Source organism: Pseudomonas tremae, assembly GCF_001401155.1.
Lineage (GTDB): Bacteria > Pseudomonadota > Gammaproteobacteria > Pseudomonadales > Pseudomonadaceae > Aquipseudomonas > Aquipseudomonas tremae.
Genome location: NZ_LJRO01000482.1, coordinates 24,023 through 47,392, shown reverse-complemented (window position 1 = coordinate 47,392; position 23,370 = coordinate 24,023). Strand labels below are relative to the sequence as shown.

General features: G+C 57.5%; 24 protein-coding genes. 14 read left to right on the top strand and 10 right to left on the bottom strand.

The window, feature by feature from the left end; all coding sequences use genetic code 11:
* Positions 1 to 23: 23 nt before the first annotated feature.
* From ALO43_RS26560 to ALO43_RS26530, 7 genes are all read right to left on the bottom strand, one after another.
* Positions 24 to 770, bottom strand: coding sequence for an HAD family hydrolase (locus tag ALO43_RS26560; RefSeq protein ID WP_005895676.1), 747 nt, complete (start codon positions 768 to 770; stop codon positions 24 to 26).
* A complete protein-coding gene (locus tag ALO43_RS26555) occupies positions 771 to 1,721 on the bottom strand; it encodes an HpcH/HpaI aldolase/citrate lyase family protein (RefSeq protein WP_005895674.1) in 951 nt (316 codons plus the stop codon). It lies immediately after the preceding gene.
* Positions 1,721 to 2,821, bottom strand: coding sequence for a cysteine protease StiP family protein (locus tag ALO43_RS26550; RefSeq protein ID WP_005895672.1), 1,101 nt, complete (start codon positions 2,819 to 2,821; stop codon positions 1,721 to 1,723). The genes ALO43_RS26555 and ALO43_RS26550 overlap by 1 nt, the downstream gene beginning before the upstream one ends.
* Positions 2,814 to 3,572 (bottom strand): HAD family hydrolase, encoded by a 759-nt coding sequence (locus tag ALO43_RS26545; protein WP_024669664.1) that lies wholly within the window; start codon positions 3,570 to 3,572, stop codon positions 2,814 to 2,816. The genes ALO43_RS26550 and ALO43_RS26545 overlap by 8 nt, the downstream gene beginning before the upstream one ends.
* Entirely contained in the window at positions 3,565 to 4,698 is a 1,134-nt protein-coding gene (locus ALO43_RS26540) for a phosphoribosyltransferase domain-containing protein (protein WP_054998408.1), read from the bottom strand. Before ALO43_RS26540 ends, ALO43_RS26545 begins: the two co-directional genes overlap by 8 nt.
* A gap of 65 nt (positions 4,699 to 4,763) precedes the next feature.
* On the bottom strand, positions 4,764 to 5,912 hold the full coding sequence (locus ALO43_RS26535; RefSeq protein ID WP_005895666.1) for a trypsin-like peptidase domain-containing protein: 1,149 nt from the start codon (positions 5,910 to 5,912) through the stop codon (positions 4,764 to 4,766).
* Between the two features lie 54 nt (positions 5,913 to 5,966).
* A complete protein-coding gene (locus ALO43_RS26530) occupies positions 5,967 to 6,965 on the bottom strand; it encodes an ATP-grasp domain-containing protein (protein ID WP_054998407.1) in 999 nt (332 codons plus the stop codon).
* A 119-nt stretch (positions 6,966 to 7,084) separates the two neighbouring features.
* Between ALO43_RS26530 and ALO43_RS26525 the strand changes: the two genes are divergently transcribed.
* Complete coding sequence (locus ALO43_RS26525; protein WP_054998406.1) at positions 7,085 to 7,630, top strand: DUF1523 family protein; 546 nt, start codon at positions 7,085 to 7,087, stop codon at positions 7,628 to 7,630.
* Positions 7,631 to 7,673: 43 nt separating this feature from the next.
* Here the strand turns inward: ALO43_RS26525 and ALO43_RS26520 are convergent, their stop codons facing one another.
* The 3 genes from ALO43_RS26520 to ALO43_RS29730 all read right to left on the bottom strand — a co-directional run bounded on the left by ALO43_RS26520 (position 7,674) and on the right by ALO43_RS29730 (position 9,610).
* A complete protein-coding gene (locus ALO43_RS26520) occupies positions 7,674 to 8,081 on the bottom strand; it encodes a PIN-like domain-containing protein (RefSeq protein WP_053481442.1) in 408 nt (135 codons plus the stop codon).
* Positions 8,078 to 8,734, bottom strand: coding sequence for a MerR family transcriptional regulator (locus ALO43_RS26515; protein WP_328586987.1), 657 nt, complete (start codon positions 8,732 to 8,734; stop codon positions 8,078 to 8,080). Before ALO43_RS26515 ends, ALO43_RS26520 begins: the two co-directional genes overlap by 4 nt.
* Positions 8,735 to 9,205: 471 nt before the next feature.
* The gene (locus ALO43_RS29730; RefSeq protein ID WP_083492268.1) at positions 9,206 to 9,610 is read right to left on the bottom strand and encodes a pilin; all 405 of its coding nucleotides are present in this window, start codon (positions 9,608 to 9,610) and stop codon (positions 9,206 to 9,208) included.
* 226 nt (positions 9,611 to 9,836) lie between these two features.
* On the opposite strand from ALO43_RS29730, the gene pilB reads away from it, so the two are divergent.
* The 13 genes from pilB (at position 9,837) to ALO43_RS26455 (ending at position 23,351) form a co-directional block, all read left to right on the top strand.
* Positions 9,837 to 11,531, top strand: a complete 1,695-nt coding sequence (pilB, locus tag ALO43_RS26510) for a type IV-A pilus assembly ATPase PilB (protein WP_005895655.1) — start codon at positions 9,837 to 9,839, stop codon at positions 11,529 to 11,531.
* A gap of 2 nt (positions 11,532 to 11,533) precedes the next feature.
* A complete protein-coding gene (locus ALO43_RS26505; RefSeq protein ID WP_024690386.1) occupies positions 11,534 to 12,751 on the top strand; it encodes a type II secretion system F family protein in 1,218 nt (405 codons plus the stop codon).
* A gap of 1 nt (position 12,752) precedes the next feature.
* Entirely contained in the window at positions 12,753 to 13,625 is an 873-nt protein-coding gene (locus ALO43_RS26500; protein WP_054998404.1) for a prepilin peptidase, read from the top strand.
* Positions 13,622 to 14,245, top strand: coding sequence for a dephospho-CoA kinase (coaE, locus tag ALO43_RS26495; RefSeq protein WP_005895649.1), 624 nt, complete (start codon positions 13,622 to 13,624; stop codon positions 14,243 to 14,245). Before ALO43_RS26500 ends, coaE begins: the two co-directional genes overlap by 4 nt.
* Positions 14,242 to 14,451 (top strand): DNA gyrase inhibitor YacG, encoded by a 210-nt coding sequence (gene yacG / locus ALO43_RS29725; protein WP_003381207.1) that lies wholly within the window; start codon positions 14,242 to 14,244, stop codon positions 14,449 to 14,451. Before coaE ends, yacG begins: the two co-directional genes overlap by 4 nt.
* A 143-nt stretch (positions 14,452 to 14,594) precedes the next feature.
* On the top strand, positions 14,595 to 15,224 hold the full coding sequence (locus ALO43_RS26490; RefSeq protein WP_005895647.1) for a DUF1780 domain-containing protein: 630 nt from the start codon (positions 14,595 to 14,597) through the stop codon (positions 15,222 to 15,224).
* Complete coding sequence (locus ALO43_RS26485) at positions 15,221 to 15,754, top strand: MOSC domain-containing protein (protein ID WP_053481610.1); 534 nt, start codon at positions 15,221 to 15,223, stop codon at positions 15,752 to 15,754. The genes ALO43_RS26490 and ALO43_RS26485 overlap by 4 nt, the downstream gene beginning before the upstream one ends.
* A 217-nt stretch (positions 15,755 to 15,971) precedes the next feature.
* Positions 15,972 to 17,270 (top strand): NAD(P)/FAD-dependent oxidoreductase, encoded by a 1,299-nt coding sequence (locus ALO43_RS26480; protein WP_005895640.1) that lies wholly within the window; start codon positions 15,972 to 15,974, stop codon positions 17,268 to 17,270.
* Between the two features lie 340 nt (positions 17,271 to 17,610).
* A complete protein-coding gene (locus ALO43_RS26475; protein ID WP_081004339.1) occupies positions 17,611 to 18,828 on the top strand; it encodes a methyl-accepting chemotaxis protein in 1,218 nt (405 codons plus the stop codon).
* 9 nt (positions 18,829 to 18,837) lie between these two features.
* Positions 18,838 to 19,206 (top strand): response regulator, encoded by a 369-nt coding sequence (locus ALO43_RS26470; protein WP_005895634.1) that lies wholly within the window; start codon positions 18,838 to 18,840, stop codon positions 19,204 to 19,206.
* Between the two features lie 23 nt (positions 19,207 to 19,229).
* Positions 19,230 to 19,520, top strand: a complete 291-nt coding sequence (locus tag ALO43_RS26465; RefSeq protein WP_024690839.1) for an STAS domain-containing protein — start codon at positions 19,230 to 19,232, stop codon at positions 19,518 to 19,520.
* A gap of 47 nt (positions 19,521 to 19,567) precedes the next feature.
* Positions 19,568 to 21,667, top strand: a complete 2,100-nt coding sequence (locus ALO43_RS26460; protein ID WP_054998403.1) for a chemotaxis protein CheA — start codon at positions 19,568 to 19,570, stop codon at positions 21,665 to 21,667.
* 28 nt (positions 21,668 to 21,695) lie between these two features.
* The gene (locus ALO43_RS26455; protein ID WP_054998402.1) at positions 21,696 to 23,351 is read left to right on the top strand and encodes a methyl-accepting chemotaxis protein; all 1,656 of its coding nucleotides are present in this window, start codon (positions 21,696 to 21,698) and stop codon (positions 23,349 to 23,351) included.
* Positions 23,352 to 23,370: the final 19 nt, after the last annotated feature.

The window sequence follows — 23,370 nt, the reverse complement described above, 5'->3', positions numbered from 1 at the left end:
ATACAGATAAAAGTGTTACAGCCTCACCGTGTTGGCCCGTCTTTACCATCAGGATTGTGTAACTTGGCGTTAATGGGGCCTTTGTAACGGCCTCGACGCCACGTCGGATGGAACAACCGCCAGTGCGCATCCTGAGCCGCAGCGAGCAGTTCGTGGTCGCCTCGCGTGTCGCCCCAGGCACGAACCCGGAACTGCGTAAGCGGCCCATAAACGCTTTCCAGGCGAGCAACTTTCGAGTCACAGCGGCAATTGCTGCCCTCGATCAACCCGGTCAATTTGCCGTCGATGACTTCCAGATTGGTGCCGATCAGCTCGACTTTCAAGCGATCAGCGAAAGGTTGAAGGACCATAGCAGGCGATGCTGAACATAGCGTGACAATGGCGCCCTTCTCGATTTCAGCCGCAATGGACTCCAGCGCAGCCGGACGCATCAGGCGTTTCCAGTGCGACTGGCAGAAGGCTTCAGCCTTTTGCTGCAGCCATTGCACTTCAACACCACTCAGGAATGCCTTGATCAGACGGCCCTTGAGTTCGTCACGAGTCAGGCGCTTGGCCAGGTAGCCAATGCTCGGCAGTACCAGTCGGGCCATGCGCACGGAAAAGGCACGCTGGCCGAAAGCGAATTTCAGAAAGGGGACAAAGCTGTCATGCCGGGTAATAGTCCCGTCGAAATCGAACACCGCCAGCAGGCGTTGCTCCACTTCGATTTCAAGATCGGGGCCTACAGGTTCAATATCCGGTTCTAGCGTTTGAAGGTCAGGTTCTATCATCTAGCTAACTGCCTCAGCGAGTCGAATGCTGGCATCCATGATCGAAGCGGGTGCGGGTAACACTCCATGCCATTTGGCGCGCTCCATGATGTGGGTTGCCCATTTGTAATGGGTAGCCGGTTCACACATAGCATCGTTGTACTTGAACACTGCAGGGGCCACAGAGTTCAAAATCATCCGGGCGGAGTTCATGTCCTCCAGACTGACGCGTAGCGCATTCTGAATGATATTGACCTGCGAGGGGTGAATTGCTGTCTTGCCGACCAGCCCATGTGTGATATCCAGCGCCAGTTCGTGCTGCAGGATGTCGGGGGTGGCCAGTTGCTCGAACACTGGCGCAGTCAGGGCAAAGCCTTGCGCGCCCATCACGCCAGCCAGCATCGGAATGACATACCCCATCGGCGTTGAATACAGCGTCATGGCCGGGTTGCGGCGCAAGCCCAGGCAGCCCATCAGGTCATTGCCACCGATGCGCAGGGCAATGATCCGCTCGTAAAGGGAGGCTTTCAACGCCTGACCGAGCTCGACCATCGCGGTCGGGTTGAATACTTCCGGCGTTTCCAGCGTAGGCATCAATGCCAGCGCAGGGTTGGTCACCGCCTGCTCCCAGCTTGTCAGGCTGCTCAGCGAAAGCTTGGGGACAACGAAGCCATCGACATGCGACATCAGCGGCCAGTCGTTTAGAACCCGCGCCATCGCAGCATCCCGGGGACGAACGAACAGCAGCGGGCCCTTGGCAGGACGGCCGCCACGATCCTGGATGCGGGTCAGCACCTGGCGAAGGTTGAGCAGCGCTGTCTCGACATCGATCAGCGCGACCGCATCTTCGAGACAGACCACCAGCGAGCGCAGTTCGGGAATCTTTTCGCCGAAGACCACGTCGATAATGTCGTCGCGGGTAGCAGGCATGTACAGCGTTGCCCCCAGCGCGTAAGGCGAGAATAAGGCCATTAGCTGAGACTCCGAATAATGGTCACTGCCCGGTAAGGCCCCAAGACATCACCGACTTCCTCGACCGCAATTCCCGCTTTGCCGGTCAGGTGCAACAGCAGTTGCACATCACTGTCTGCCAGGTTGCGAACCAGAACGTGGTCCGGCACCCGGCGCATGACCGCGCGGGTGGCTTCGGCGATGCCTGGTTTGACGCGATTGAGGTTACTGATCCCGAAGCGTTCGGCCAGACTGGCTATCACCTGTGATGCAGCAGCCCCGAGCCCGGTACGTTGCGACGGCGTCCAGGGGGCCAGCGTCAGCGTCAGCGTCGAACCCTTTCGACGACGCAGGCTCTCGATCTGTTCAATAAATGAACGGGTAACGTCATGGCCCTGCAAATGCCCATAGACCACACAACCGTGCAGCCCGCCGTCTGACGGCCAGATGGAGCGTGACACCAGCCCGGACACCGTTGCGCCTAGGATGCCCGACGGGATCACCCAGTCTTCTGCGGACGCCGCCAGCCAGGCACAGCCACAAGGGTCTGCCAATACCACCAGGCGCGGGTCTTCTGGAAAACGCGAGTCTCCGGCCAGACTGCGCCGTATTTCGCCGGAGATCGCACCTTTGCCGGTCCAGCCGTCAACAAACACGATGTTCTGCGCGCCGTGGGCCTCGACAATGGCTTCCAGCGCCACTTTATCGATGCCACGGTCACGCACGATGCTGATGCCGTAATGATGCGCTTCACGGCCAAGCCCGATCAGCGCGCGACGCAGCAGCACCCCGAGCGGCAGCCCGGCGCGCACGAATGACACCAGAATGATTTCAGGCCCGCTGCAGTACCGATCGAGAGCCTGCGCCAGCGCCTGAACATCATCGGCCATGCGTTCGCCGTTCTGGCTGAGCGCCTGCTCATACAGAGACTGATGAGCGGCGCCAGGGGCGGATTCTTCGCTGATCATTTCCGAATAGTGCTTTTGCCGTGTCTGAATGAGGCGCTCTTTCTCCTCGACACTGGTGGTCTGCATCTCGACGCTGCGCAACAGAAAATGCACGTCATCGCGCTGGTAACTGCCGCTGCCGACGGTATCAAGCCCGTGAACGGGATCACTCATGTGCGGCTCCGACAAACATTTTCGCCAGCTGGCTGCGAGCAGGCGTCGCCCACCAGTCGCACTCGTCCATGAAACCCAGATCGGTAATGCTGTCGCCAAAACCCAGCACCGGGCGTTCGCCGTTGACCGCCCGGTCGCGGCGCAGCCATTCCTGAACGGCGTAACGCTTGGCCAGGCCCTCGGGCAGAAATGCCAGATTGTTGCCGTTGCCATGGATGTGCATGCCATCGAGCAAGCCTCGGGCCTGCACTTCGGCGAGCACTTTCACGAGGATGCTGTCATCGCTCTCGTTGTGCTTGGTGACAACGTAATGGAACAGCTGCGCCTCTTCGACCACCCACCCGCGCAGTGAAAACCCCAGTTCCTGCCCAATCGCCAGCGTCGTGGCAGACAGCTCATGCAGGCGCGACTGATAGGCCGCCAAGGTCTGTTTCATCTGCTCGTTCCAGTCGTGATCCAGTCGTCCCATGACGTCGAGCATGACACCACCGTGCGAACAGATAGCGCCGGCGGCGAACGGCAATTTCACCCGGCTATACGCCTCGACACTGCGCGCAGTCACCGGCACCACATCGGAGTGGGCAAGCAACCAGTGGGCGAACGATTTCTGCACATTGGTCATGTAGCCATTGGCGTTACCGCTGACATCCAGCGTTGCGACATGCTTCTCGATGTCAGCCGGTGTTTTGCGGGCGGTCTGGAACAGTGTGTCGTCCAGATCGACGAAGATCAGCGGGCGGTCGTTACTCATCGCAGATCACCTCGGCGTTCAGCGCCTCGATCAGCTCGGCAGGCACGGCCTGCCTCGGCGTTTCGGTGCAGAGCAGCACCCGGTCAAACTGACCCGGTCGCACGTTGTAAAGAAAGTTGGGGATGCCCAGACCGTAGTTGTCGGAGAACGACAGCGCGTGATCAATGGCATGGCCCAGTGCGATCGGTGAACGGCTGGTTGAGCTGAAATGCACATCTGCCCCGGCCTTTTCCAGGCGCTCGGCAAGCAGAAACGGACGCCAGACGAACTCGCTGGTACCGACCACCAGCACACGCTCACACTTGCTGACGGTAAGCCCCGGCGCCAGCGTATCGGCGACCGACAGCACGCCCATTCGTCCCCAGTCATTGGCAGTCACCAGAGGCCAGTCGCCCATAGCGACGGTGCCGACTTCCGGCATGTCGGGCAATGGTGCGCTGATGTCCTCATCAAAAGAATAAGAGCCCTGCAACAGTGAAACCTGCTCGGCCAAGGCCCCCATCGACGTGCTGACCGCGCCTGCCGACCAGTCGGTGAGCACACAGGTAACCACCCGCTCGATCTTGCTCAACCCCGCTTCGACCAGCGACTGGTGAAGATTGATGAAAGTTTTGCCCGTGGAAGCCTCGTCATCGACCAGCACCAACGAACGCGCAGTGAGCATCATTTCGCGCATTGCCGGGTCGGTTGGCAGGTGAATCAGATGCGCGCTGGCATGGCTGTGCTCTTCCTCGAAACGGGCAAAAAGCTCGGTGCCGGTCGGATGGCGCGTGCTGACCAGATACAACGCATCGGAGCGCGTCTCGCTGTATGCGCGATGTACGCCAGCACCAAGACCGACAGCTGTTTCCGCCATGCCGATCACCAGCACCGGACCTGGCAGGTCTGCCGGGATCTTGTGGGCAAGGTCCTGAAAGCTTTTGAGCATCACGCTCGGACGCGCCGGTATGTGACGCCCCAAAACACGCGACACGAACAGAAACGCGCGCTTCGGGTTGCGTCGTTCAGCAAAACCGAACAACGAATCCGGGGCAATGCTGGACGCGCTGACGCTCACATCGAGACGACCACGAAGCAGATCAGCACGAAGCCTTGTAGGGGTGAAAATAGCTACGCTGCTGTCCATCGATAAATTCCTGAGTAACGGGGCCGCAGCCCCAGACGCCAGCCACGCGGGCGGCAACACCGACTTCATTGGCGAGAGGCTTCAAGGAGCCATAACGATGACTGTGCGGTGCGTGAGATTTCTGTGGTGGTGTAAGACCTTTCCGGGCGGGCATGCGGCGCATCGATGCGGCAGGCCTGCAGAAAGGACAGAAGCAGTGCGGATTTCACCGCAAAATTCATGTTTTGCCCGTCGGGGACTGTGGACGTGACCATCCCGATGACCGCGCCGCCGTTGTCGAACAACGGACTGCCGCTGGAGCCCGGCTGAATGGGCGCCGTAAACTGGAACAGGCTGGCGTCGTTATGCAGACCGAACAGGCCGGAGATTCCGCCTTGCGTCACTTGCAAGCCACCACCGGAAATCGACGCCAGCGGATAACCCAGCACCGCCACCGTATCACCCGGCTCACAGCCCTGCCCGTCCCGGAATGTAACCGGAGACAACAGCGGCGCGCCTTGCACCCTCAACAAGGCAATGTCGTTGCGGCGGTCGATCACCACGGGCTCAGCCTTGTAGCGGCCCTGCAGCGAAGAAATGTAAAACACGCCCATGTCTTCGATGACATGCGCACAAGTCATGACATGTGCCGGCCCGACCACAAATGCCGTGCCGGTTGCGGAATCATGCCGAGGACCACCCGCCGAGCCGCCCGACCCACCGGACGGGCGGCGCGGATGGCGATCATCCACTTCCAGGCCGATCTTGCGCCCGAACGCTGACAGCCCGTACGCAGAGCCTTCACTCAGCGCCCGAAACTTCCACTGATCGTTACGCTTGTAGAACTCGCCGATGATGATCGCCGCTTCGCCATTGTCACGCAGGTCCAGGCGATGCTCGATATCGGAATCTACCTTGAGGTGCAGGCTGGCGAAGTCGCGCACCGGCCCCATCGCGGCATATACATAGACCATCAGCAGCACTCGATCGCTGCCCGCCGGAAGCCTGTCGAGCCTGAGCGTACAACCTACATCCTGAGGGCCGCCGCTCCACTCCATCCAGCTCTGCTCCTGATGCAGCAGCGCAGGCTCGCCCATCGACTGGCGTTTCTCGTTGACCGCCAACAAGGCGACCGCCGCGTATTCACCGAAAACCGAAGATGTGCCGCTCTCCAGGTTCCAGGTGCAGTGAGCGTTTGCTAAAGCAGTGTTTGCACCTGGCGCCAGAAGCTTCATGCCCGATCCTCCGTGATAAGAGCGATTAGTGATAGCAAAAATCTATTATCACGATCAAACCGCAGCCCGTACAGCGACTGTGATGGGCTTGACGCGGATATCTTCAAGCCAATGTGTTTCCGGTTCTTTCAATCCAAGACGCCGTGTTGCGAAAATCCCCGGAAGGTTGACCCCGGTTTCCCGCGTATAACCGATCCCGCCCGAGTAACGCGGGTTGATCTCCAGCAAGCGCGGCTTGCCATCAGCGTCGTCACGGGTCTGCACATTGATCAACCCGTCACAGGCAAAATGCTCGGCCGCGCGCACCGCCAGTTGCACGGCTTCGCTGTCCCGCTCGAAGGTCTGGTTCAGACCCAGCTTGCGTCGTCCGACGAAGGCAACTGCCTTGCCGCCCTCGCACACCATATCCACCGAGACCTCACTGCCCGGCATGTACGGCATCAGCAGCATTGCCGGAAGGTCCTCGGACTGGCGATAGGCGTCAAGGTACGCTTTAAAGGTGGTCTCGCGCGCATCGGGGTTGGCGAAACAGCGAAATCCATCGACGTCGGCCTTGAAGCGCCAGAAGCCCTGCCCGTAGATCCCGACCACCGGCTTGACGCAGACTTCGCCAGCAATCGACAACGCCTCATACGCCGCCTGCAGCTCCTCGGCATTACGAGCCGTGAGCGCCGGAATGCAAGCCAGCCCCGCCGCCTCGGCCGCTGCCGTGAAGCGGCTCTTGTCATCGACATTCATGAAGGTCTGCAGGGACGTTCCGCCCGTGACAAGGTCCAACCCTTCAGCAACAAAACGCGAGCGCTGCGCTTCATACACGCCGCCCACCCGACCGGCAATGATGACGCTGACACCCATTGCACGAGCGTTTTCCAGCACCCAGTCGATCCGTTCTTCGTTGTCGAGTGGCTCCTGCAGCGCCACATCGGCCTGCCCGGTAATTTCAGAGCGCTGCTGACGATGAGAGGCGATAATGCGCACCGACGCAGGCAGGGCATCGCGCGCGCCAATAATGACGTCGCGCTGGCTGGCCTGCCCTTCAAGGAACCAAATCATGTCAATCTCCGGATGACTGCGCCGCCTCAAACGGCCTTGTCGAATTTTGTAATAACTGTTTTGCTTCGAAATGTTCGGATTAGGGCAAAGTCACGCAATTTTAAACAGAGGACGCTGGTATGAAGTGGCTTAAAAGGTCGATTTGGCTTGTGGTATTCGTTGCACTGGGGATCGGCGCATTAAGCCTCTATTACGTCCTGCCGCGCCATGATGTCGTGATGATCACAGGCGTGGAAGTCAAAAGAATGGACGCCGACGGCGTGGTCAACGCCGAAAACCCGGCAGACGGCCCAACCCGCGACGTGTACTTCATCAACACCGAAGACCCGGACACCAAGAAAGTCGTGGTCTACCGCAACGAAGACACCGCCTGGAGCTTCCCGTGGTACTTCAAATTCGACTCCGCCGACATCCAGGCCAAAGCCCAAGGCTATTCGCGTGATGCCCAGCAACTGGCGCTGATTCGCTATTACGGCTGGCGGATAACGATCCTCTCGATGTTCCCCAACGTGACCGAGATCGAGGCCGTGACGAGTCGTGATCAGCCGTTTCCGGTTTTCAATACTGTGTTTTTTGTGGTGGTGGGGTTGCTGGTGGTGATGGTGGTTGTTGGGGTTAGAAGGAGGATTCGTAGACAGCCGCGGGTTGATGGGACGCCTCGGTAGCTTTTTGCATTAGATGTCGAGACTAGCCCGATCTGTGATCGGGCTATATTTTGAGCTGCTGAAGCTTGCCCGCCGCAGAGAACCTCCACGGCACACGAAACGCGGCTCCGCCTTCAATCAATAATGCTTGCTCGGTAATTGAAGGCCACCACCTGACCAGGTTTTCTGCTTTGTTCCAGTAGGTCATTTGCCCCCACTGTTTGGCGAGGCAGAAAATGGGCATACCACACTCCCGGAATGCCCGACGCTCAGTGTCTCCCTTGGAGAACTTATCCTGAGATACAACCGCCCACCCGCCTTCTTTTTTGAGGTGGGTCATCCATTCAATATCAGGGGCGTTAGCCGGAAATCTTTCACGCAGCGGCACCACTGAATGACCTTCGTAATGGGTCAGCTCGTTGAGCGCTCTGGCGATAGCAGGAGGCAGATTATTATCGATCAAAAAATTCAAGCAGCAATCCTGTGCTCGAAAGCGACAGCAGCTTCCACTGCAGCAGACGGAATCTCATAAAGCAATGACACACGCTTGGCGTCTTGCCCTTCAGCCAGATAGGCATGATAGATAGCTGCTGTATCAATTCCTATCGAAGAAAGTACAGGCTTGCCAAAGTTTCGGGCTGGGTCCAGAACCACTGCCTTGCTTCGCTTTACCGGATACCAGCGCTTTGCCGAGTCTTCGCTTGAGTAATCAATGCCCTCGTAAAGCGAGGGAGTGATGACTTGCTTGAACGCATACTGCCGCTTTAACAGATCCATGAGCGCCTCATCCCCCGTTTCATTCAGAACGGTCGCGAAAATATCTCTTCCGTCAGTTTGAAAGCGTCTGCAAGTAAACGGGTAGAGCTGACCAAACATCTTCCTGGCTTGTAACGAAGCGCTGCGTATCGCTTGCAAGCTGACGCCATGCTGGCGAAATGCATGAACAAAACGAATTTCCAGTAGGTCATGGAAGCCGAGCAGCTTGTCGTCCAGAAATGCGACCTCAGGAGTCCAGAGGCCAGGATGGTCGACCCCTGCTGCGCTATAGCCAAACATCCATCTGCGAATGTCTTTTGCAGGAATGCCTGTGTATGAAGAGGCTTCCGACGCGGTGTAAAGCCCCACGCCGAGGAGGCGACTGATCTAGAGCCATGAGGGTTCGAAGAGTTTCATTCGATAAAGGTGCTGCCGGTGCGGTTCAGCGGGATAGCGCGGTGGCTCGGACTGTGCTGGCAATGTTGTCGCATTCGGCTTTGTTAGGAATTCCTGAGTTAGGTTGAATTTGCTGCCGGAGCGTGAAGTGGTTGTGGAAAACGAATTCAGCTTAGATTGAAGGGGAGTGAGCATGTAAATAAACCGAGGACATCATTAAACTGTAAAATACCGAGAACAAGATAAGCATGGGAACCAATCATTTACTCATACGTCACACCAAAGCCAGTCTTTTTCCAAAAAAGGAGTCTGGCCATCACTGACCAGACTCCCAACTGCAATTTTAAAAAAAACCCTGACAAAACTTATCCAGACACTTCACAAAAAGCATGTAAAGAAGAGCCAACATTCAAAAACCATTGACCACAACCTTACCACAACTGACTATTTGCAAAGAATTGGAGTCGAAGTAAGGCAGCCACCGGACTGAGTCCACGTCACCGCGCCAGCACCTATAACAGGAGTAACGACATAAGTAGCAGCGGCGATAGTTGTCGCAGTAGGTGTAACAGTAATAGTACCATCTTTAACTGCAACACTAGCAACGTGTGTAGTAGCCTGTGTATCTGGAATACTATTCTTATTTAGATCACAACCTTCCTTTTTACCTGTTTCTTGCACACAAGATGCAACTGCGGTTTGGTAAGCATTTGCCATCGATACAACCTCAGAATACTTAGCTTTGAGGGTATAGGAGTTGTACTGCGGAATAGCCACCGCAGCCAAAATACCAACAATAGCAACAACGATCATCAGTTCAATCAGCGTAAAACCTTTTTGTACGTTCATATCTACTTCTCCGAGGCGTCAATTAGGTGGTGCCTTGGGAGCGTGCAAGCATAGGTCGTGCCAAAACTTCTTTCTCGCCGATAACGTCGCCCACACTACATATTCAGTGGCATTGAAAGCTCTGAAACCAGCAGAAACTGACAATTTTCGTCACATGCCCCTCTGCTATTTGGCAGCACAGCCCGACTGCGCTATAACCCTCACACTGTCTGTGTCTGGTGGTTTTATGACTGATGCTGTACTCACTGGCTTGGCCAAACAATTGGTCCTTGCCGAGCTGCTTACCGAAACCGTTGCGCAGCAAGCGTATCAACAAGCGCGCCGCGACAAAATTTCGTTGGTGAGCTATCTGGTTCAGAACAAGCTGGTCAAAAGCCTGACGCTCGCAGAGATGGCTTCGGATCAGTTTGGTGTCCCTTTTATGGATCTGGCCAGCCTGGACAAGGAAAGCCAGCCTAAGGGGCTGGTGAGTGAAAAGCTTATTCGACAGCACCATGCCCTTCCACTATGGCGAAGAGGTAACAAGCTGTTTATCGGTATTTCGGACCCGACTAACCATCAGGCGGTGACCGATATTCAGTTCAGCACCGGCCTGAACACTGAAGCGATTCTGGTCGAAGACGACAAGCTGACCACTGCGATAGACCGTTTTTTTGACAATGACAGCGGGCTGGGCAACCTGGAAGATGTCGATCTGGGTCTGGATATCGAACCCGCTGATGGCAAGGAAACCTCCCTTGCTGCACAGAATGATGCTGACGACGCCCCGGTGGTGCGCTTCGTCAACAAAATGCTGTTGGATGCTATCAGGCTAGGATCATCTGACCTGCACTTCGAGCCCTATGAAAAGATCTTTCGTGTGCGCTTGCGTACCGACGGCATTCTGCACGAAGTCGCCAGGCCGCCGATTCATCTGGCAAACCGTATTGCTGCCCGCTTGAAAGTCATGGCCAGCCTCGATATTTCCGAGCGACGTAAACCGCAGGATGGCCGGGTCAAGTTAAGGGTGTCCAAAACAAAGGCCATCGATTTCCGTATGAACACCTTGCCCACGCTATGGGGCGAGAAGATCGTGATGCGTATTCTTGATCCGACCAGTGCGCAGATGGGCATTGACGCTCTGGGCTATGAACCAGAGCAAAAGGCACTGTATCTGGAGGCGCTAAAGCAGCCACAAGGCATGATTCTTGTGACCGGCCCTACGGGTTCTGGCAAGACTGTTTCCCTGTATACCGGGCTGAATATCCTCAATACTGTGGACATCAACATTTCCACCGCTGAAGACCCGGTAGAGATCAACCTTGAAGGCATCAATCAGGTCAACGTCAACCCACGCCAAGGACTCGACTTTTCTCAGGCATTGCGCGCCTTCTTGCGTCAAGATCCCGACGTGATCATGGTCGGCGAGATACGTGATTTGGAAACTGCCGAGATCGCCATCAAGGCATCACAGACAGGCCATATGGTGCTTTCAACGCTGCACACCAACAGCGCAGCAGAAACCCTGACGCGTTTACATCACATGGGCGTCGCTGCATTCAACATTGCTACAGCGATCAACCTGATTATCGCGCAACGACTTGCACGCAAACTTTGCAGCCACTGCAAGAAAGAAATCGATATTCCGCGGGAGACGTTGATTCAGGAAGGCTTCCCGGAATCAAAAATCGGAACGTTCAAAATCTTTGGCCCCGTGGGCTGCGAACATTGCAACGGCGGCTATAGAGGCCGGGTAGGTATTTACGAAGTGGTCAAAAAAACAGCAGAGCTGGAACGCATTATCATGGAAGAAGGGAACTCGCTTGAGATATCCAGACAGATGCGCAAAGACGGTTTCAATGATCTGCGCACTTCGGGCTTGTCAAAAGCGATGCAAGGCATCACCAGCCTTGAAGAAGTCAACCGCGTAACCAAGGATTAAACATGGCCAGCAAGGCAGCCAAAGTCATCGTTTTCATTTGGGAAGGGGTTGACAAGAAAGGCACTAAAACCAGTGGAGAGCTGAGCGGCCATAATCTGGCACTCGTAAAAGCCCAACTGCGTAAGCAAGGGATCAACCCTACAAAGGTGCGCAAGAAATCGGCGTCCATCTTTGGTAAGGGCAAGAAAATCAAGCCTCTGGACATCGCGTTCTTTTCTCGGCAGATGGCGACAATGATGAAGGCAGGCGTGCCACTGCTTCAGTCATTCGATATTATCAGCGAGGGTGCAGAGAATCCGAATATGCGAGTGCTGGTAAATTCGCTCAAACAGGAAGTTTCAGCGGGTAATAGTTTTGCAACCGCCTTGCGACAAAAGCCCGAGTATTTCGACGATCTTTTTTGCAACCTGGTAGACGCCGGCGAGCAAGCTGGCGCACTTGAAAGCCTGCTGGACCGGGTTGCGAGCTACAAAGAAAAGACCGAAAAGCTAAAAGCTAAAATCAAAAAAGCCATGACATACCCGATTGCCGTGTTGATCGTCGCAATGATTGTGTCCGGCATTTTGCTGATCAAAGTGGTGCCGCAGTTCCAGTCAGTCTTCGCTAGCTTCGGCGCCCAATTGCCCACTTTCACACTGATGGTAATCGGCCTATCCGACGTCGTACAAAAATGGTGGCTGGCAATCGTTGGTCTATTTTTCGTCAGCTTTTTTTTGTTCAAACGAGCTTATAAGCAGTCTCAAAAATTCCGAGACACCCTCGACCGCTTCTTACTGAAAGTACCTATCATTGGCCCGTTGATTTTCAAGTCGTCGGTTGCTCGTTATGCCCGTACGCTTGCTACTACATTCGCTGCTGGCGTTCCGCTTGTAGAGGCTTTGGACTCAGTTGCTGGAGCCACGGGCAACGTAGTGTTCAAAAACGCAGTCAATAAGGTAAAGCAAGATGTCTCAACTGGTATGCAACTGAATTTCTCGATGCGCTCAACAGGAGTATTTCCAAGCCTTGCGATTCAGATGACTGCCATTGGCGAGGAATCCGGAGCTCTGGACACCATGCTCGACAAAGTTGCTACCTACTATGAGGATGAAGTCGACAACATGGTCGACAATCTGACCAGCCTCATGGAACCGATGATCATGGCCTTTTTGGGAGTAATCGTGGGCGGGCTGGTCATTGCGATGTATCTACCTATCTTCCAACTCGGAAACGTCGTCTGACATGCCCCTCCTCGACCTCCTGGCCAGCTCCCCCTTGGCCTTCGTTACCACCTGCTGCATTCTCGGCTTGATCATAGGAAGCTTCCTGAACGTAGTCGTCTACCGCTTGCCAAAAATGATGGAGCGCGACTGGAAAGCACAATCCCGTGAAATGCTCGGCCTCCCCGCCGAACAGGACCAGCCCGTTTTCAACCTGAACCGACCCCGTTCCAGCTGCCCGCACTGCGCGCACAAGATACGCCCGTGGGAAAACCTGCCGATCCTCAGCTACCTGTTGCTGCGTGGCAAATGCTCGCAATGCAAAGCGCCGATCAGCAAACGCTACCCGTTGGTCGAGCTGACCTGCGCAGTTTTGTCGGCCTATGTCGCCTGGCATTTTGGCTTTGGCTGGCAGGCTGCAGCCATGTTGGTGTTGAGCTGGGGATTGCTGGCGATGAGTCTGATCGATGCCGATCATCAGCTGTTGCCTGACTCTCTGGTGCTGCCATTGTTGTGGTTGGGCCTGATTGTTAACGACTTTGGGCTGTTCACATCGCTAAATGATGCGCTCTGGGGTGCTGTGGCGGGATATCTGGCGCTGTGGTCGGTGTTTTGGCTGTTCAAGCTGGTGACCGGCAAGGAAGGCATGGGTTATGGCGATTTCAAACTGCTGGCCATGCTTGGCGCGTGGGGCGGTTGGCAGATTCTGCCGCTGACCGTGCTGCTGTCGTCGCTGGTGGGCGCAGTGCTTGGGGGGATCATGATGCGCGTGCGCAGGGTCGAAAGCGGTACGCCGATCCCCTTTGGTCCTTATCTTGCCATTGCGGGGTGGATCGCTTTGCTCTGGGGTGGTCAAATAACCGACTCTTACATGCAGTTTGCCGGTTTCAGATGACCCACCCTGATCAAAAACCCTGGATTCTCGGCCTGACTGGCGGCATTGGTAGCGGTAAAAGTGCAGCGGCACAGTGCTTTATCAACCTCGGCATTGACACCGTGGATGCCGACCACGCCGCCCGCTGGGTAGTCGAGCCTGGGCGGCCTGCGCTTGAGCAGATAGCCACACATTTCGGCAACGGCGTATTGCAGGCCAGCGGCGAGCTGGATCGCGGCGCACTGCGCAAGCTGATCTTCGAAAACGCGGAGCAGCGACGCTGGCTGGAAGCGCTGCTACACCCGCTGATCAATCAGGAAATCGTCAGTCATCTGGCCAAGGCCAAATCGCCGTACGCCATTCTGGTTTCGCCACTGCTGATCGAGTCCGGGCAATCCCGGATGGTGAAGCGTCTGCTGGTTATCGATGCGCCACAGCGCTTGCAGATAGAACGCACGATGCTGCGTGACGGTTCCAGCCAGGAGCAGGTCGAAGCCATTCTCAAGGTGCAGATCCAGCGTGAAGACCGCCTGCGCCATGCCGATGACATACTGGTCAACGACCGCGATCACAACTGGCTGGTCAGCGAAGTCGAGCGGCTGCACCACTTTTACCTTACTTTGCGTGGAGGCCAATCATGAGCCAACCAATGACCGTTCAATGCCCAACCTGCGACACCCCAGTGGAGTGGAGCGCAGCCAGCCCAAGCCGTCCGTTTTGTTCCGAGCGCTGCAAACTGATTGATCTTGGGGCGTGGGCTTCTGAAGAGCATGCAATTCCAGTGAGCCCGGATGCCGAGGATGAGATGTTTTCGGGTGACCTTGAGGCCCCACACAGGGGGCATTGAGGCTCAAAAGCGGGAATTTAAGCTCGCGAAGGCTGTATTTCAGCGACACGTCAGGGCGCCGCAAGCGTAAAAAGCGAATTGCCAGCCTCCCCTTCTGCATTGGCTCTTCCAGTCATGGCAACTTGAACGCTAAGCTTGGCCCTATGGATGACTCAGACTACCTGCGCCTGTTGACGATCCAGGCCGAACAAGCCAATGCCTTTCTGTCCAATGCGCGGAAGTGGGAGCGTGAGCGTTGGGTTTGTCAGCGGTTGTTGCAGGGGCTGAACATTGCGCACCGCAACGAGGACTTCACGCCTGCCAGTCAGGAGCCGCCCGACGTACTGTTTCGTGACGGGCGTTTCGAGGTGTTTTTCGTGCTGGATGAGGGGCGCCGCCTGAATGACGAGTGGCGTGAAGAGTTGCAGCGACGACGAAGCGCGTTTTCGCTGAGCCAACTGGTGCGCCGGGAAGCCAAGCCCAAACGCATTCCTGCCTCCGAACTGTTGCACCGACTCGCCCCTACCCTGCGCAAGAAATCCACCAACTATCGCGAACGCGGCATTGATCTGGGTGAGCTGGATATCATTGCGTTTGCCAGTCTCAAGCGTGAAGTGCTCGACCTGAACAGTCACTTTCCTCCGCCGACCGAATACCTGCGACAGGGCTGGCGCTCGCTATCGCTGGTGGGGCCGACGTTTGCCCGGGTATTGTTCGCGCATCCGGGTGCCCCGGATTTTCTGCGTACCAACTTGGGCCGCAGTGTCGTTTTCGATGTTGGAATCAGTCTATGAGCCCTTTTCAGGAATTGCTGGCCGATGTGCCTCAACAAGGCCGCGTGCGCTGGATCGGTGTGCGTCCAGAGTCGCGTGCCGAGATGATTGAGCTGGATGCGGTGGAAGCGCGTCGCGAGGCTGGCCTGACCGGTGATCACTCACGGCCCGGCCCACGCAATGCGCGGCAGGTCACGCTGATTCAGTGGGAGCACCTGGCTGTGGTCGGTTCTTTGCTGAGCCGGTCTGCCGACAACCCCATCGTGCCGCAGGACTTGCGCCGCAATCTGGTGATCAGCGGCATCAATCTGTTCAGCCTCAAGCACCGGCGCTTCAGGATTGGCCAGGCCATTTTCGAAACCACTGGCTGGTGCCAGCCGTGCGCAAAGCTTGAGCAACGCCTTGGCCACGGCACCTTTCAGGCGGTGCGTGGGCATGGCGGAATTACTGCGCGAGTGTTACAAAGCGGCATCATCCGCCTGGACGACACCTTGCAGGTCGAGCCACTGGAAATCACCGATGCCTGGCCCCCTGTGCGACCGCACGCCTGAGACGACGCATAAAGTGATCAGCCTGCTGAACCCCACACCGCAAAGGCGTGTCGAAGAGTACCTTCAGGCCACTTGGCAGCCAGTCGAGCGCATTTCGCTCCTGATACAGGCACTGCCGTAATGAACCGCTTTATCGAGCCATCTGACGCTATGAGCTGCCTGGCGCTCGCGCAGATCGAGCTTCCCCCGAATTTCTTAAACCTTCCGAGTAATCCTTATGACGCACCGTATTGTTATCGTTGGCGGAGGCGCTGGCGGTCTGGAGCTGGCTACCAGTCTGGGTAAAACCCTGGGCAAAAAAGGCACGGCAATTGTCACGCTGGTGGACGCCAACCTGACACATATCTGGAAACCACTGTTGCACGAGGTGGCTGCAGGTTCGCTCAACTCGTATGAGGACGAGCTGAATTACGTGGCGCAGGCCAAGTGGAACAACTTTCAGTTTCAGCTCGGTCGCATGACCGGGCTGGACCGTGCAAGCCGTCAGATCCATCTGGCGGCCACGCTGGATGAAACGGGCGTGGAGCTGGTTCCGGCGCGCAGCCTGGAGTATGACTCGCTGGTGATCGCAGTCGGCAGCACCACCAATGATTTCGGCACCAAAGGCGCTGCCGAGCACTGTCTGTTTCTCGACAGTCGCAAGCAGGCCGAGCGCTTCCATCAGCAACTGCTCAACCACTACCTGCGCGCCCACGCAGGTCAGGCCGACAGCACCCGGGAAATCACCGTCGCCATCGTTGGCGCTGGGGCTACCGGCGTAGAGCTGGCGGCAGAGCTGCACAACGCGGCGCACGAGCTGGCGGCTTACGGGCTGGGCCAGATAAAGCCTGAAAACCTGCGCATCACGGTGATAGAGGCCGGTCCGCGAGTGTTGCCGGCACTGCCTGAACGTATCGGTGCGCCAGTCCACAAGACGCTTGAAAAACTGGGCGTGACAGTGCTGACAAACGCTGCCGTGAGTGAGGTGACGGCAGACGGTTTGATCACGGCGACCGGGGAAGTCATTCCTGCGAGTTTGAAAGTCTGGGCGGCGGGTATCCGTGCCCCGGCCTTCCTGCATGAGCTGGATGGGCTGGAGAGCAACCGCATCAATCAGTTGCAAGTGCTGCCGACGCTACAGACCACCCGCGACGAAAATATCTTTGCCTTCGGCGACTGCGCGGCCTGCCCGCAAAAAGGCACCGACCGCAATGTTCCGCCTCGCGCTCAAGCGGCTCATCAGCAGGCGTCTTTGCTGGCCAAATCGCTGCGTCTGCGGATCGAAGGCAAGACACTGCCGGAGTACACCTACAAGGACTACGGCTCGTTGATTTCCCTGTCGAGCTTTTCGGCGGTCGGCAATCTGATGGGTAACTTGATGGGCAGCGTAATGCTCGAAGGCTGGCTCGCGAGGATGTTCTACGTGTCGCTGTATCGCATGCACCAGATGGCGCTGTATGGCGCCTTCCGCACCCTGATGCTGATGCTGGGCAGCAAAATCGGCAAAGGCACCGAGCCACGGATGAAGCTGCACTAACCTGTAGCACCTGTGCCAATGCCTGTCGGGGTTGGCACGCTGTTTACCAGGCTCTGCGCTGCATGCGGCGGCGCAGAGTGTTACGAGATGAGTCAGCTCTCCAAACGCGAGCTACGATCCAACCCTCGCCCCACCTGCCCCGCCACGCCACGAACTACAAGCGTCCGGCACGATTCTCGTGCTGACTTGCCGTCCTCGCAATAACAGCTATTTTTAACAGTTATAGCTTTCCGTATGGCCTAACGGACGGAAGGCGTTGACGTGGCTATCAAGTTCGTCGCGATCACGCAGATAACCTTACAGTTGTTAATCGTAGTAGCACTGTTCAAGGATCGAACCCATGATGTCGAATCAACTCCGCACCCCGCCAGTACAAGCCCATCCGCGTTTCGTCTGGTTCCCGTTGATTCCTGTCATCCCCGCCGTCGCCTGGCTGTTCGTCCAGTCGGGCACAGCGCCAGACAATCTTTTCGCCAGTGCTGTGCTGATCGCGGTGGGTGTCGGTGCCGGTTTCTGGGCAGCCCGCTCGCAGGCCGACAAAGTGAATCTGGCCGTCGCTCAGGCGCTGGATCACCAACACACGCACAACGCTCAAACCACCGCGATGGCCGCCAGTACTCAGATTAATGAGGTACTGCTCGGTGCGATGCCGATCTGGGTCAAGCAGGTCGAAAGCTCGCGCGAGCAGACCGAAACCGCCATCGTCGCGTTGACCACCCGGTTCATGGGGATTTCCGAACGTTTGCAGGATACGGTGCAGGCTTCGCAGCACGCAGCCGGCGAACTGGACGGACAGAATGCCGACGGCGCGTTGAAAGCGCTGTCGCAGAGCGACAGCGAGCTGACTCAGGTGATCGACTCGCTCAAGGCCACACAAGCCAGTCGTGACCAGACGCTTTCCCAGGTTCGCGGCCTCACTGCCTACACAGGCGAATTGCGCACCATGGCCGCCGACGTGGCCGCCATTGCTGCGCAGACCAACCTGCTGGCCCTCAACGCTGCCATCGAAGCCGCCCGCGCGGGCGAAGCGGGACGCGGTTTTGCGGTAGTGGCCGACGCCGTGCGCAGCCTGTCCAGCAAGTCCAGCGAAACCGGCCAGCAGATGTCGGCCAAGGTCGACATCATCAACAACGCCATTACGCAACTGGTGCAAGCCGCCTCCAGCGGTGCCGATCAGGACAGCCATTCCGTTACAGCCTCCGAGCAAGGCATCCAGAACGTGCTGGAGCGCTTCCAGAGCATTACCGGACGTCTGGCCGAATCCGCCGACCTGCTGAAACAGGAAAGCTACGGTATTCGCGACGAGATGACCGAAGTGCTGGTCAGCCTGCAGTTTCAGGACAGGGTCAGCCAGATCCTGGCCCATGTTCGCGACAACATCGACTCTCTTTATGCGCACCTGCTACAGGCCAGTCAGTCCCCGGACGAAGCCGTTGCCATCGACGCGCGACAATGGCTGGCACGCATGGAGTCCACCTACGCAACCGATGAACAACGCCGTACACACCGCGGCGAATCGGCTGCGCAGCAGAATTCGCAGGAAATCACATTCTTCTAGGAGTAGATCATGGCTAAGAGTGTATTGGTGGTCGACGATTCAAGCAGTGTCCGGCAGGTCGTCGGCATTGCTCTGAAAAGTGCCGGATACGATGTCATCGAAGCCAGCGACGGTAAGGATGCACTGGGCAAGCTGACAGGGCAGAAAGTGCACCTGATCATCAGCGACGTCAACATGCCGAACATGGATGGAATCACCTTCGTCAAAGAGGTGAAGAAGCTGGCCAGTTACAAGTTCACCCCCATCATCATGCTGACCACCGAGTCTCAGGAATCGAAAAAGGCCGAGGGTCAGGCCGCCGGTGCAAAAGCCTGGGTGGTGAAGCCATTTCAGCCAGCACAAATGCTGGCCGCCGTATCCAAGCTGATCCTGCCCTGAGACCGACGGCCCTGGAGGTCAGCATGACGACATCTGCAGAGACCAGCCAAGACGCCGCCCGCGTGCAGATCGAAGGCGAGTTGACGATCTACACCGTCACCGAACTCGCCGCCCGAATACTGCCGCAGGTCGGCACAGCCGCAAGACTGGACGTCGACCTGTCGCAAGTAACCGAAATGGATGGCGCGGGACTGCAATTGCTCGCGGTCATTCAGCGCGAGGCCGAAAAAAACGGCACAGCGCTGCACATGACCGGCCAGAGCAAGGCCGTGACGGAAACCTTCGAGTTATGCAACCCGGGCGTCGTGCTGTAGCGCACCTATTGGCAGCATTGCCGAGTAGTTGGACATAGGAAGTCAATGTGAGCATTAACCTCGATCAGGCTCAGCAGACGTTTATCGTCGAAGCGCGAGAGCTGTTGCAGGCGATGGAGGAATCCCTCCTGCAACTTGAAAGCGAACCGGGTGATGTGGACGCGATTGGCGCAGTCTTTCGTGCAGCACACACCATCAAGGGTTCGGCCGGATTGTTCGGGCTGACCCCGATCGTGAGTTTTACCCACATCGTCGAGGACGTGCTGGATCGTCTGCGCGAAGGCAGCGTTTCAGTGGATGCACAGCTGATCGCAGTGCTGCTCAAGTCCGGTGATCACATGCTCGAGCTGATCGACGTGGTCGCCAGCCGGGGCGAGCAACTTCAGCCGCCTGCTCTTGAGCGCGAAGCTGCGCTGCGTCAGGCGTTGCAGGTCTATCAGGCACCAGACACCACCCAGGCTGCCGACGAGGCTGCTGCAACCGGCGTCACTGATGGCGAAGAAGTCGAAGCGTCATGGCATATCTCTCTGCGCTTCGGCGTGGATGTGTTTCGCAATGGCATGGACCCGCTGTCGTTCCTGCGTTACCTCAACACGCTGGGGCAGATGGTCAAGGTCACGACCGTCACCGACAGCATTCCAGCGGTGGAATCGTGGGACCCGGAATCGTGTCACCTGGGTTTCGAGATCGAGTTCCGCTCCGCTGCCGGTCACGCCGCAATCAACGAAGTATTCGACTTCGTGCGTGAAGACTGCGCAGTGGAAATCACCCTGATCGATCAAGTCGAAGCAGATGCCGAGCCTGTCGGCACAGAACTGGTGTCGCAGAACGAGCGCAGCACTGTAGTGGCAAGCGGCGAACTGCTGGGCGACCAGCGAGCGGTGCCGCGAGAACCTGGCATTGCGACGGTGGTGGATCGCTCACAGAGCGGCGACCAGAAAAGTAAGGACGGACGTTATGTGCGCGTCAATGCCGACAAGCTCGACGAGTTGATCAACCTGGTCGGCGAACTGGTGATTGCCAGCGCTGGCGCCAGCCTGTTGGCCAAGTCGTGCGACAACGATCCGCTTCAGGAAGCCAGCTCGACCGTGTCGGGGCTGGTCGAGCAGATTCTCGACGGCGCGCTGCACCTGCGCATGATCCCGATCGGCGACACCTTCAACCGATTTCGTCGGGTGGTGCGCGATGTCAGTCAGGAACTGGGCAAGGATATCGACCTGATCATCAACGGCGCAGAAACCGAACTGGACAAGACGGTTGTCGAGAAGATCGGCGACCCACTGATGCACCTGCTGCGTAACTCGATGGACCACGGTATCGAAAGCGCCGAAGCCCGCCGCGCCGCTGGCAAACCGGCCAAGGGCCACTTGAGTCTGAACGCCTACCATGACTCGGGCAGTATCGTCATAGAGATTGCCGATGACGGTGCCGGCCTCAACCGCGAGCGCATTCTGGACAAGGCCCAGCAGCGCGGTCTGGTGGCTGCCGGTGCGAGCCTGACCGATCAGGAAATCTACAACCTGATCTTCGAACCTGGTTTTTCTACCGCCGAAGCCGTCACCAACCTGTCCGGGCGCGGCGTCGGCATGGACGTGGTCAAGCGCAACATCACCCTGCTGCGCGGCACTGTCGACCTCGACAGCCAGCCCGGCCAGGGCACCATCGTGCGCATTCGTCTGCCCCTGACGCTGGCGATCATCAACGGTTTTCTGGTCGGCATTGACCAGTCGACTTACGTGATCCCGCTGGACATGGTTCAGGAATGCATCGAGCTGGATGAACAGGATCGCCAGACGAGCCGCGACAACGGCTACCTGGACCTGCGTGGCGAGGTACTGCCGCTGGTCTACCTGCGCGAGCACTTCAACCACGAAGGCCCCGCAGCACGCCGCCAGAACGTGGTGGTAGTGCGCTACGCCGAACACAAGGCCGGGCTGGTGGTGGATGACCTGCTCGGCGAATTCCAGACCGTGATCAAACCCTTGGGCAAGCTGTTTGGCGCTCTGCGCGGAATCAGCGGCTCGACGATTCTGGGCAGCGGTGCGGTGGCGTTGATTCTCGACGTACCGGCATTGCTCAACCAGATCGTACAAATGGACGTCCGCGCCACCCAGTCCCCTCATTCGCTCTCGCCCGCTTCTCGCTGACGGATTTGCAATTCCAAGGAGTAACCCGATGAAATGGTTTTACGATCTGAAGATATCCACCAAGCTGATTACCTCTTTTCTGGTGGTTCTGGCGTTGACCGCAGCGATGGGAGTCTTTGCGATTATCCAGCTAGGCCAGGTCAACCAGGCCGCGCAGGACATCAAGGAAAACTGGATGCCGTCCATGCGGGCGGCTGCGGGCATGCGATTCTTCGCAGCCAGTTACCGACTAAAGGAAAACCGTCATATCGCGGCGGACGCTGCCCCGGAAAAAGCCCAGATGGAGCTTGAGGCAGCAGAAGCACGCAAGCAGTTTGAAGCGCGACTGGCCATTTACGACAAGTTGATTGTCAGTGATGAAGATCGTCAATTGTTCAGTAGCGTGAGCGCGTCATGGGCCGCCTACCTGAAGGTCAGTAGCGACCTGTTCGATCAATCACGCCAAAACCTGGAGGCTCAGGCGCGCACGTTACTCAAGGGCGAATCCAAGACGCATTTTGATGAAGTGACCACTCAGCTGCAAAAAATGGTCGATCTGAATGAAGCTGGCGCGACCATCGCTGGCAACAAGGGCACCAGCCTGTACGAAACCTCACGTATTTCGATCATCGCGGTACTGGTTGCAGCCTTGCTGATCGGTCTGGGCCTGGCGCTGTTCATCGCGCGGATCATTTCGCGCCCACTCAAGGAAGCAGCCACTGCCGCCGAGCAACTGGCCGAGGGCAACCTCAACGCACACATTGGTCACGGTTCCAAGGACGAGACCGGCATGGTGCTAAACGCCATGCGCAATATGGTCGGCAAACTGTCGCACATCATCGGCGAAGTGCGTAACGCCGCCGACAACCTGGCCAGCGCCTCGGAAGAAGTCAGCGCGACGGCACAGTCGATGAGCCAGGCGACCAGCGAACAGGCAGCCAGCGTCGAAGAGACCAGCGCTTCGGTCGAACAGATGAGCGCCAGCATCAACCAGAACACCGAGAACGCCAAGGTCACCGACGGCATGGCCAGCAAGGCTGCCAAAGAAGCCACCGATGGTGGCGAATCGGTACAGCAGACCGTGGTCGCGATGAAGAAGATTGCCCAGCGCATCAGCATCATCGATGACATTGCCTACCAGACCAACCTCCTTGCACTGAACGCTGCTATCGAAGCGGCCCGCGCCGGTGAGCATGGCAAAGGCTTCGCGGTGGTGGCTGCCGAGGTGCGCAAGCTGGCAGAACGAAGCCAGATTGCCGCTCAGGAGATTGGCGAGCTGTCTTCCAGCAGCGTGGAAATGGCCGAAAAGGCCGGCAAGTTGCTGGACGAGATGGTGCCATCGATCAACAAGACTTCTGATCTGGTGCAGGAAATCAGCGCCGCTTCCGAAGAGCAGGCGGCAGGCGTCGCACAAATCAACACGGCCATGACGCAACTCAATCAGGTAACCCAGCAGAACGCATCGAGTAGCGAAGAGCTGGCCGCCACGGCAGAAGAAATGAGCAGCCAGGCCGAACAACTGCAGCAATCCATGAGCTTCTTCACCCTCGACGCGTCGCCAAAAGCCGCAGCACACAGCAACAAGATCGACAGCCACGGCAGCCCGACCCGCCAGCCGCCAAGGCCTGTGCAGCAGGCGCCGCGCAAGGCCTTTGCGCACAGCATGGCCAGCTCGCCGGACGAATCGGAATTCACTCGTTTCTGATCGACGGCTTCGATACCGA

Bases quoted from the DNA above. Each gene is read 5' to 3' on its own strand.
- ALO43_RS26500 (WP_054998404.1), top strand. From the start codon at position 12,753: ATGCCCCTCCTCGACCTCCTGGCCAGCTCCCCCTTGGCCTTCGTTACC.
- ALO43_RS26545 (WP_024669664.1), bottom strand. From the start codon at position 3,572: ATGAGTAACGACCGCCCGCTGATCTTCGTCGATCTGGACGACACACTG.
- ALO43_RS26490 (WP_005895647.1), top strand. From the start codon at position 14,595: ATGGATGACTCAGACTACCTGCGCCTGTTGACGATCCAGGCCGAACAA.
- ALO43_RS26535 (WP_005895666.1), bottom strand. From the start codon at position 5,912: ATGAAGCTTCTGGCGCCAGGTGCAAACACTGCTTTAGCAAACGCTCAC.
- ALO43_RS26540 (WP_054998408.1), bottom strand. From the start codon at position 4,698: ATGGACAGCAGCGTAGCTATTTTCACCCCTACAAGGCTTCGTGCTGAT.
- ALO43_RS26550 (WP_005895672.1), bottom strand. From the start codon at position 2,821: ATGAGTGATCCCGTTCACGGGCTTGATACCGTCGGCAGCGGCAGTTAC.
- ALO43_RS26480 (WP_005895640.1), top strand. From the start codon at position 15,972: ATGACGCACCGTATTGTTATCGTTGGCGGAGGCGCTGGCGGTCTGGAG.
- ALO43_RS26475 (WP_081004339.1), top strand. From the start codon at position 17,611: ATGATGTCGAATCAACTCCGCACCCCGCCAGTACAAGCCCATCCGCGT.
- pilB (WP_005895655.1), top strand. From the start codon at position 9,837: ATGACTGATGCTGTACTCACTGGCTTGGCCAAACAATTGGTCCTTGCC.
- ALO43_RS26525 (WP_054998406.1), top strand. From the start codon at position 7,085: ATGAAGTGGCTTAAAAGGTCGATTTGGCTTGTGGTATTCGTTGCACTG.
- yacG (WP_003381207.1), top strand. From the start codon at position 14,242: ATGAGCCAACCAATGACCGTTCAATGCCCAACCTGCGACACCCCAGTG.
- ALO43_RS26560 (WP_005895676.1), bottom strand. From the start codon at position 770: ATGATAGAACCTGACCTTCAAACGCTAGAACCGGATATTGAACCTGTA.
- ALO43_RS26530 (WP_054998407.1), bottom strand. From the start codon at position 6,965: ATGATTTGGTTCCTTGAAGGGCAGGCCAGCCAGCGCGACGTCATTATT.
- ALO43_RS26555 (WP_005895674.1), bottom strand. From the start codon at position 1,721: ATGGCCTTATTCTCGCCTTACGCGCTGGGGGCAACGCTGTACATGCCT.
- ALO43_RS26470 (WP_005895634.1), top strand. From the start codon at position 18,838: ATGGCTAAGAGTGTATTGGTGGTCGACGATTCAAGCAGTGTCCGGCAG.
- ALO43_RS26455 (WP_054998402.1), top strand. From the start codon at position 21,696: ATGAAATGGTTTTACGATCTGAAGATATCCACCAAGCTGATTACCTCT.
- ALO43_RS26485 (WP_053481610.1), top strand. From the start codon at position 15,221: ATGAGCCCTTTTCAGGAATTGCTGGCCGATGTGCCTCAACAAGGCCGC.
- ALO43_RS29730 (WP_083492268.1), bottom strand. From the start codon at position 9,610: ATGAACGTACAAAAAGGTTTTACGCTGATTGAACTGATGATCGTTGTT.
- ALO43_RS26465 (WP_024690839.1), top strand. From the start codon at position 19,230: ATGACGACATCTGCAGAGACCAGCCAAGACGCCGCCCGCGTGCAGATC.
- ALO43_RS26505 (WP_024690386.1), top strand. From the start codon at position 11,534: ATGGCCAGCAAGGCAGCCAAAGTCATCGTTTTCATTTGGGAAGGGGTT.
- coaE (WP_005895649.1), top strand. From the start codon at position 13,622: ATGACCCACCCTGATCAAAAACCCTGGATTCTCGGCCTGACTGGCGGC.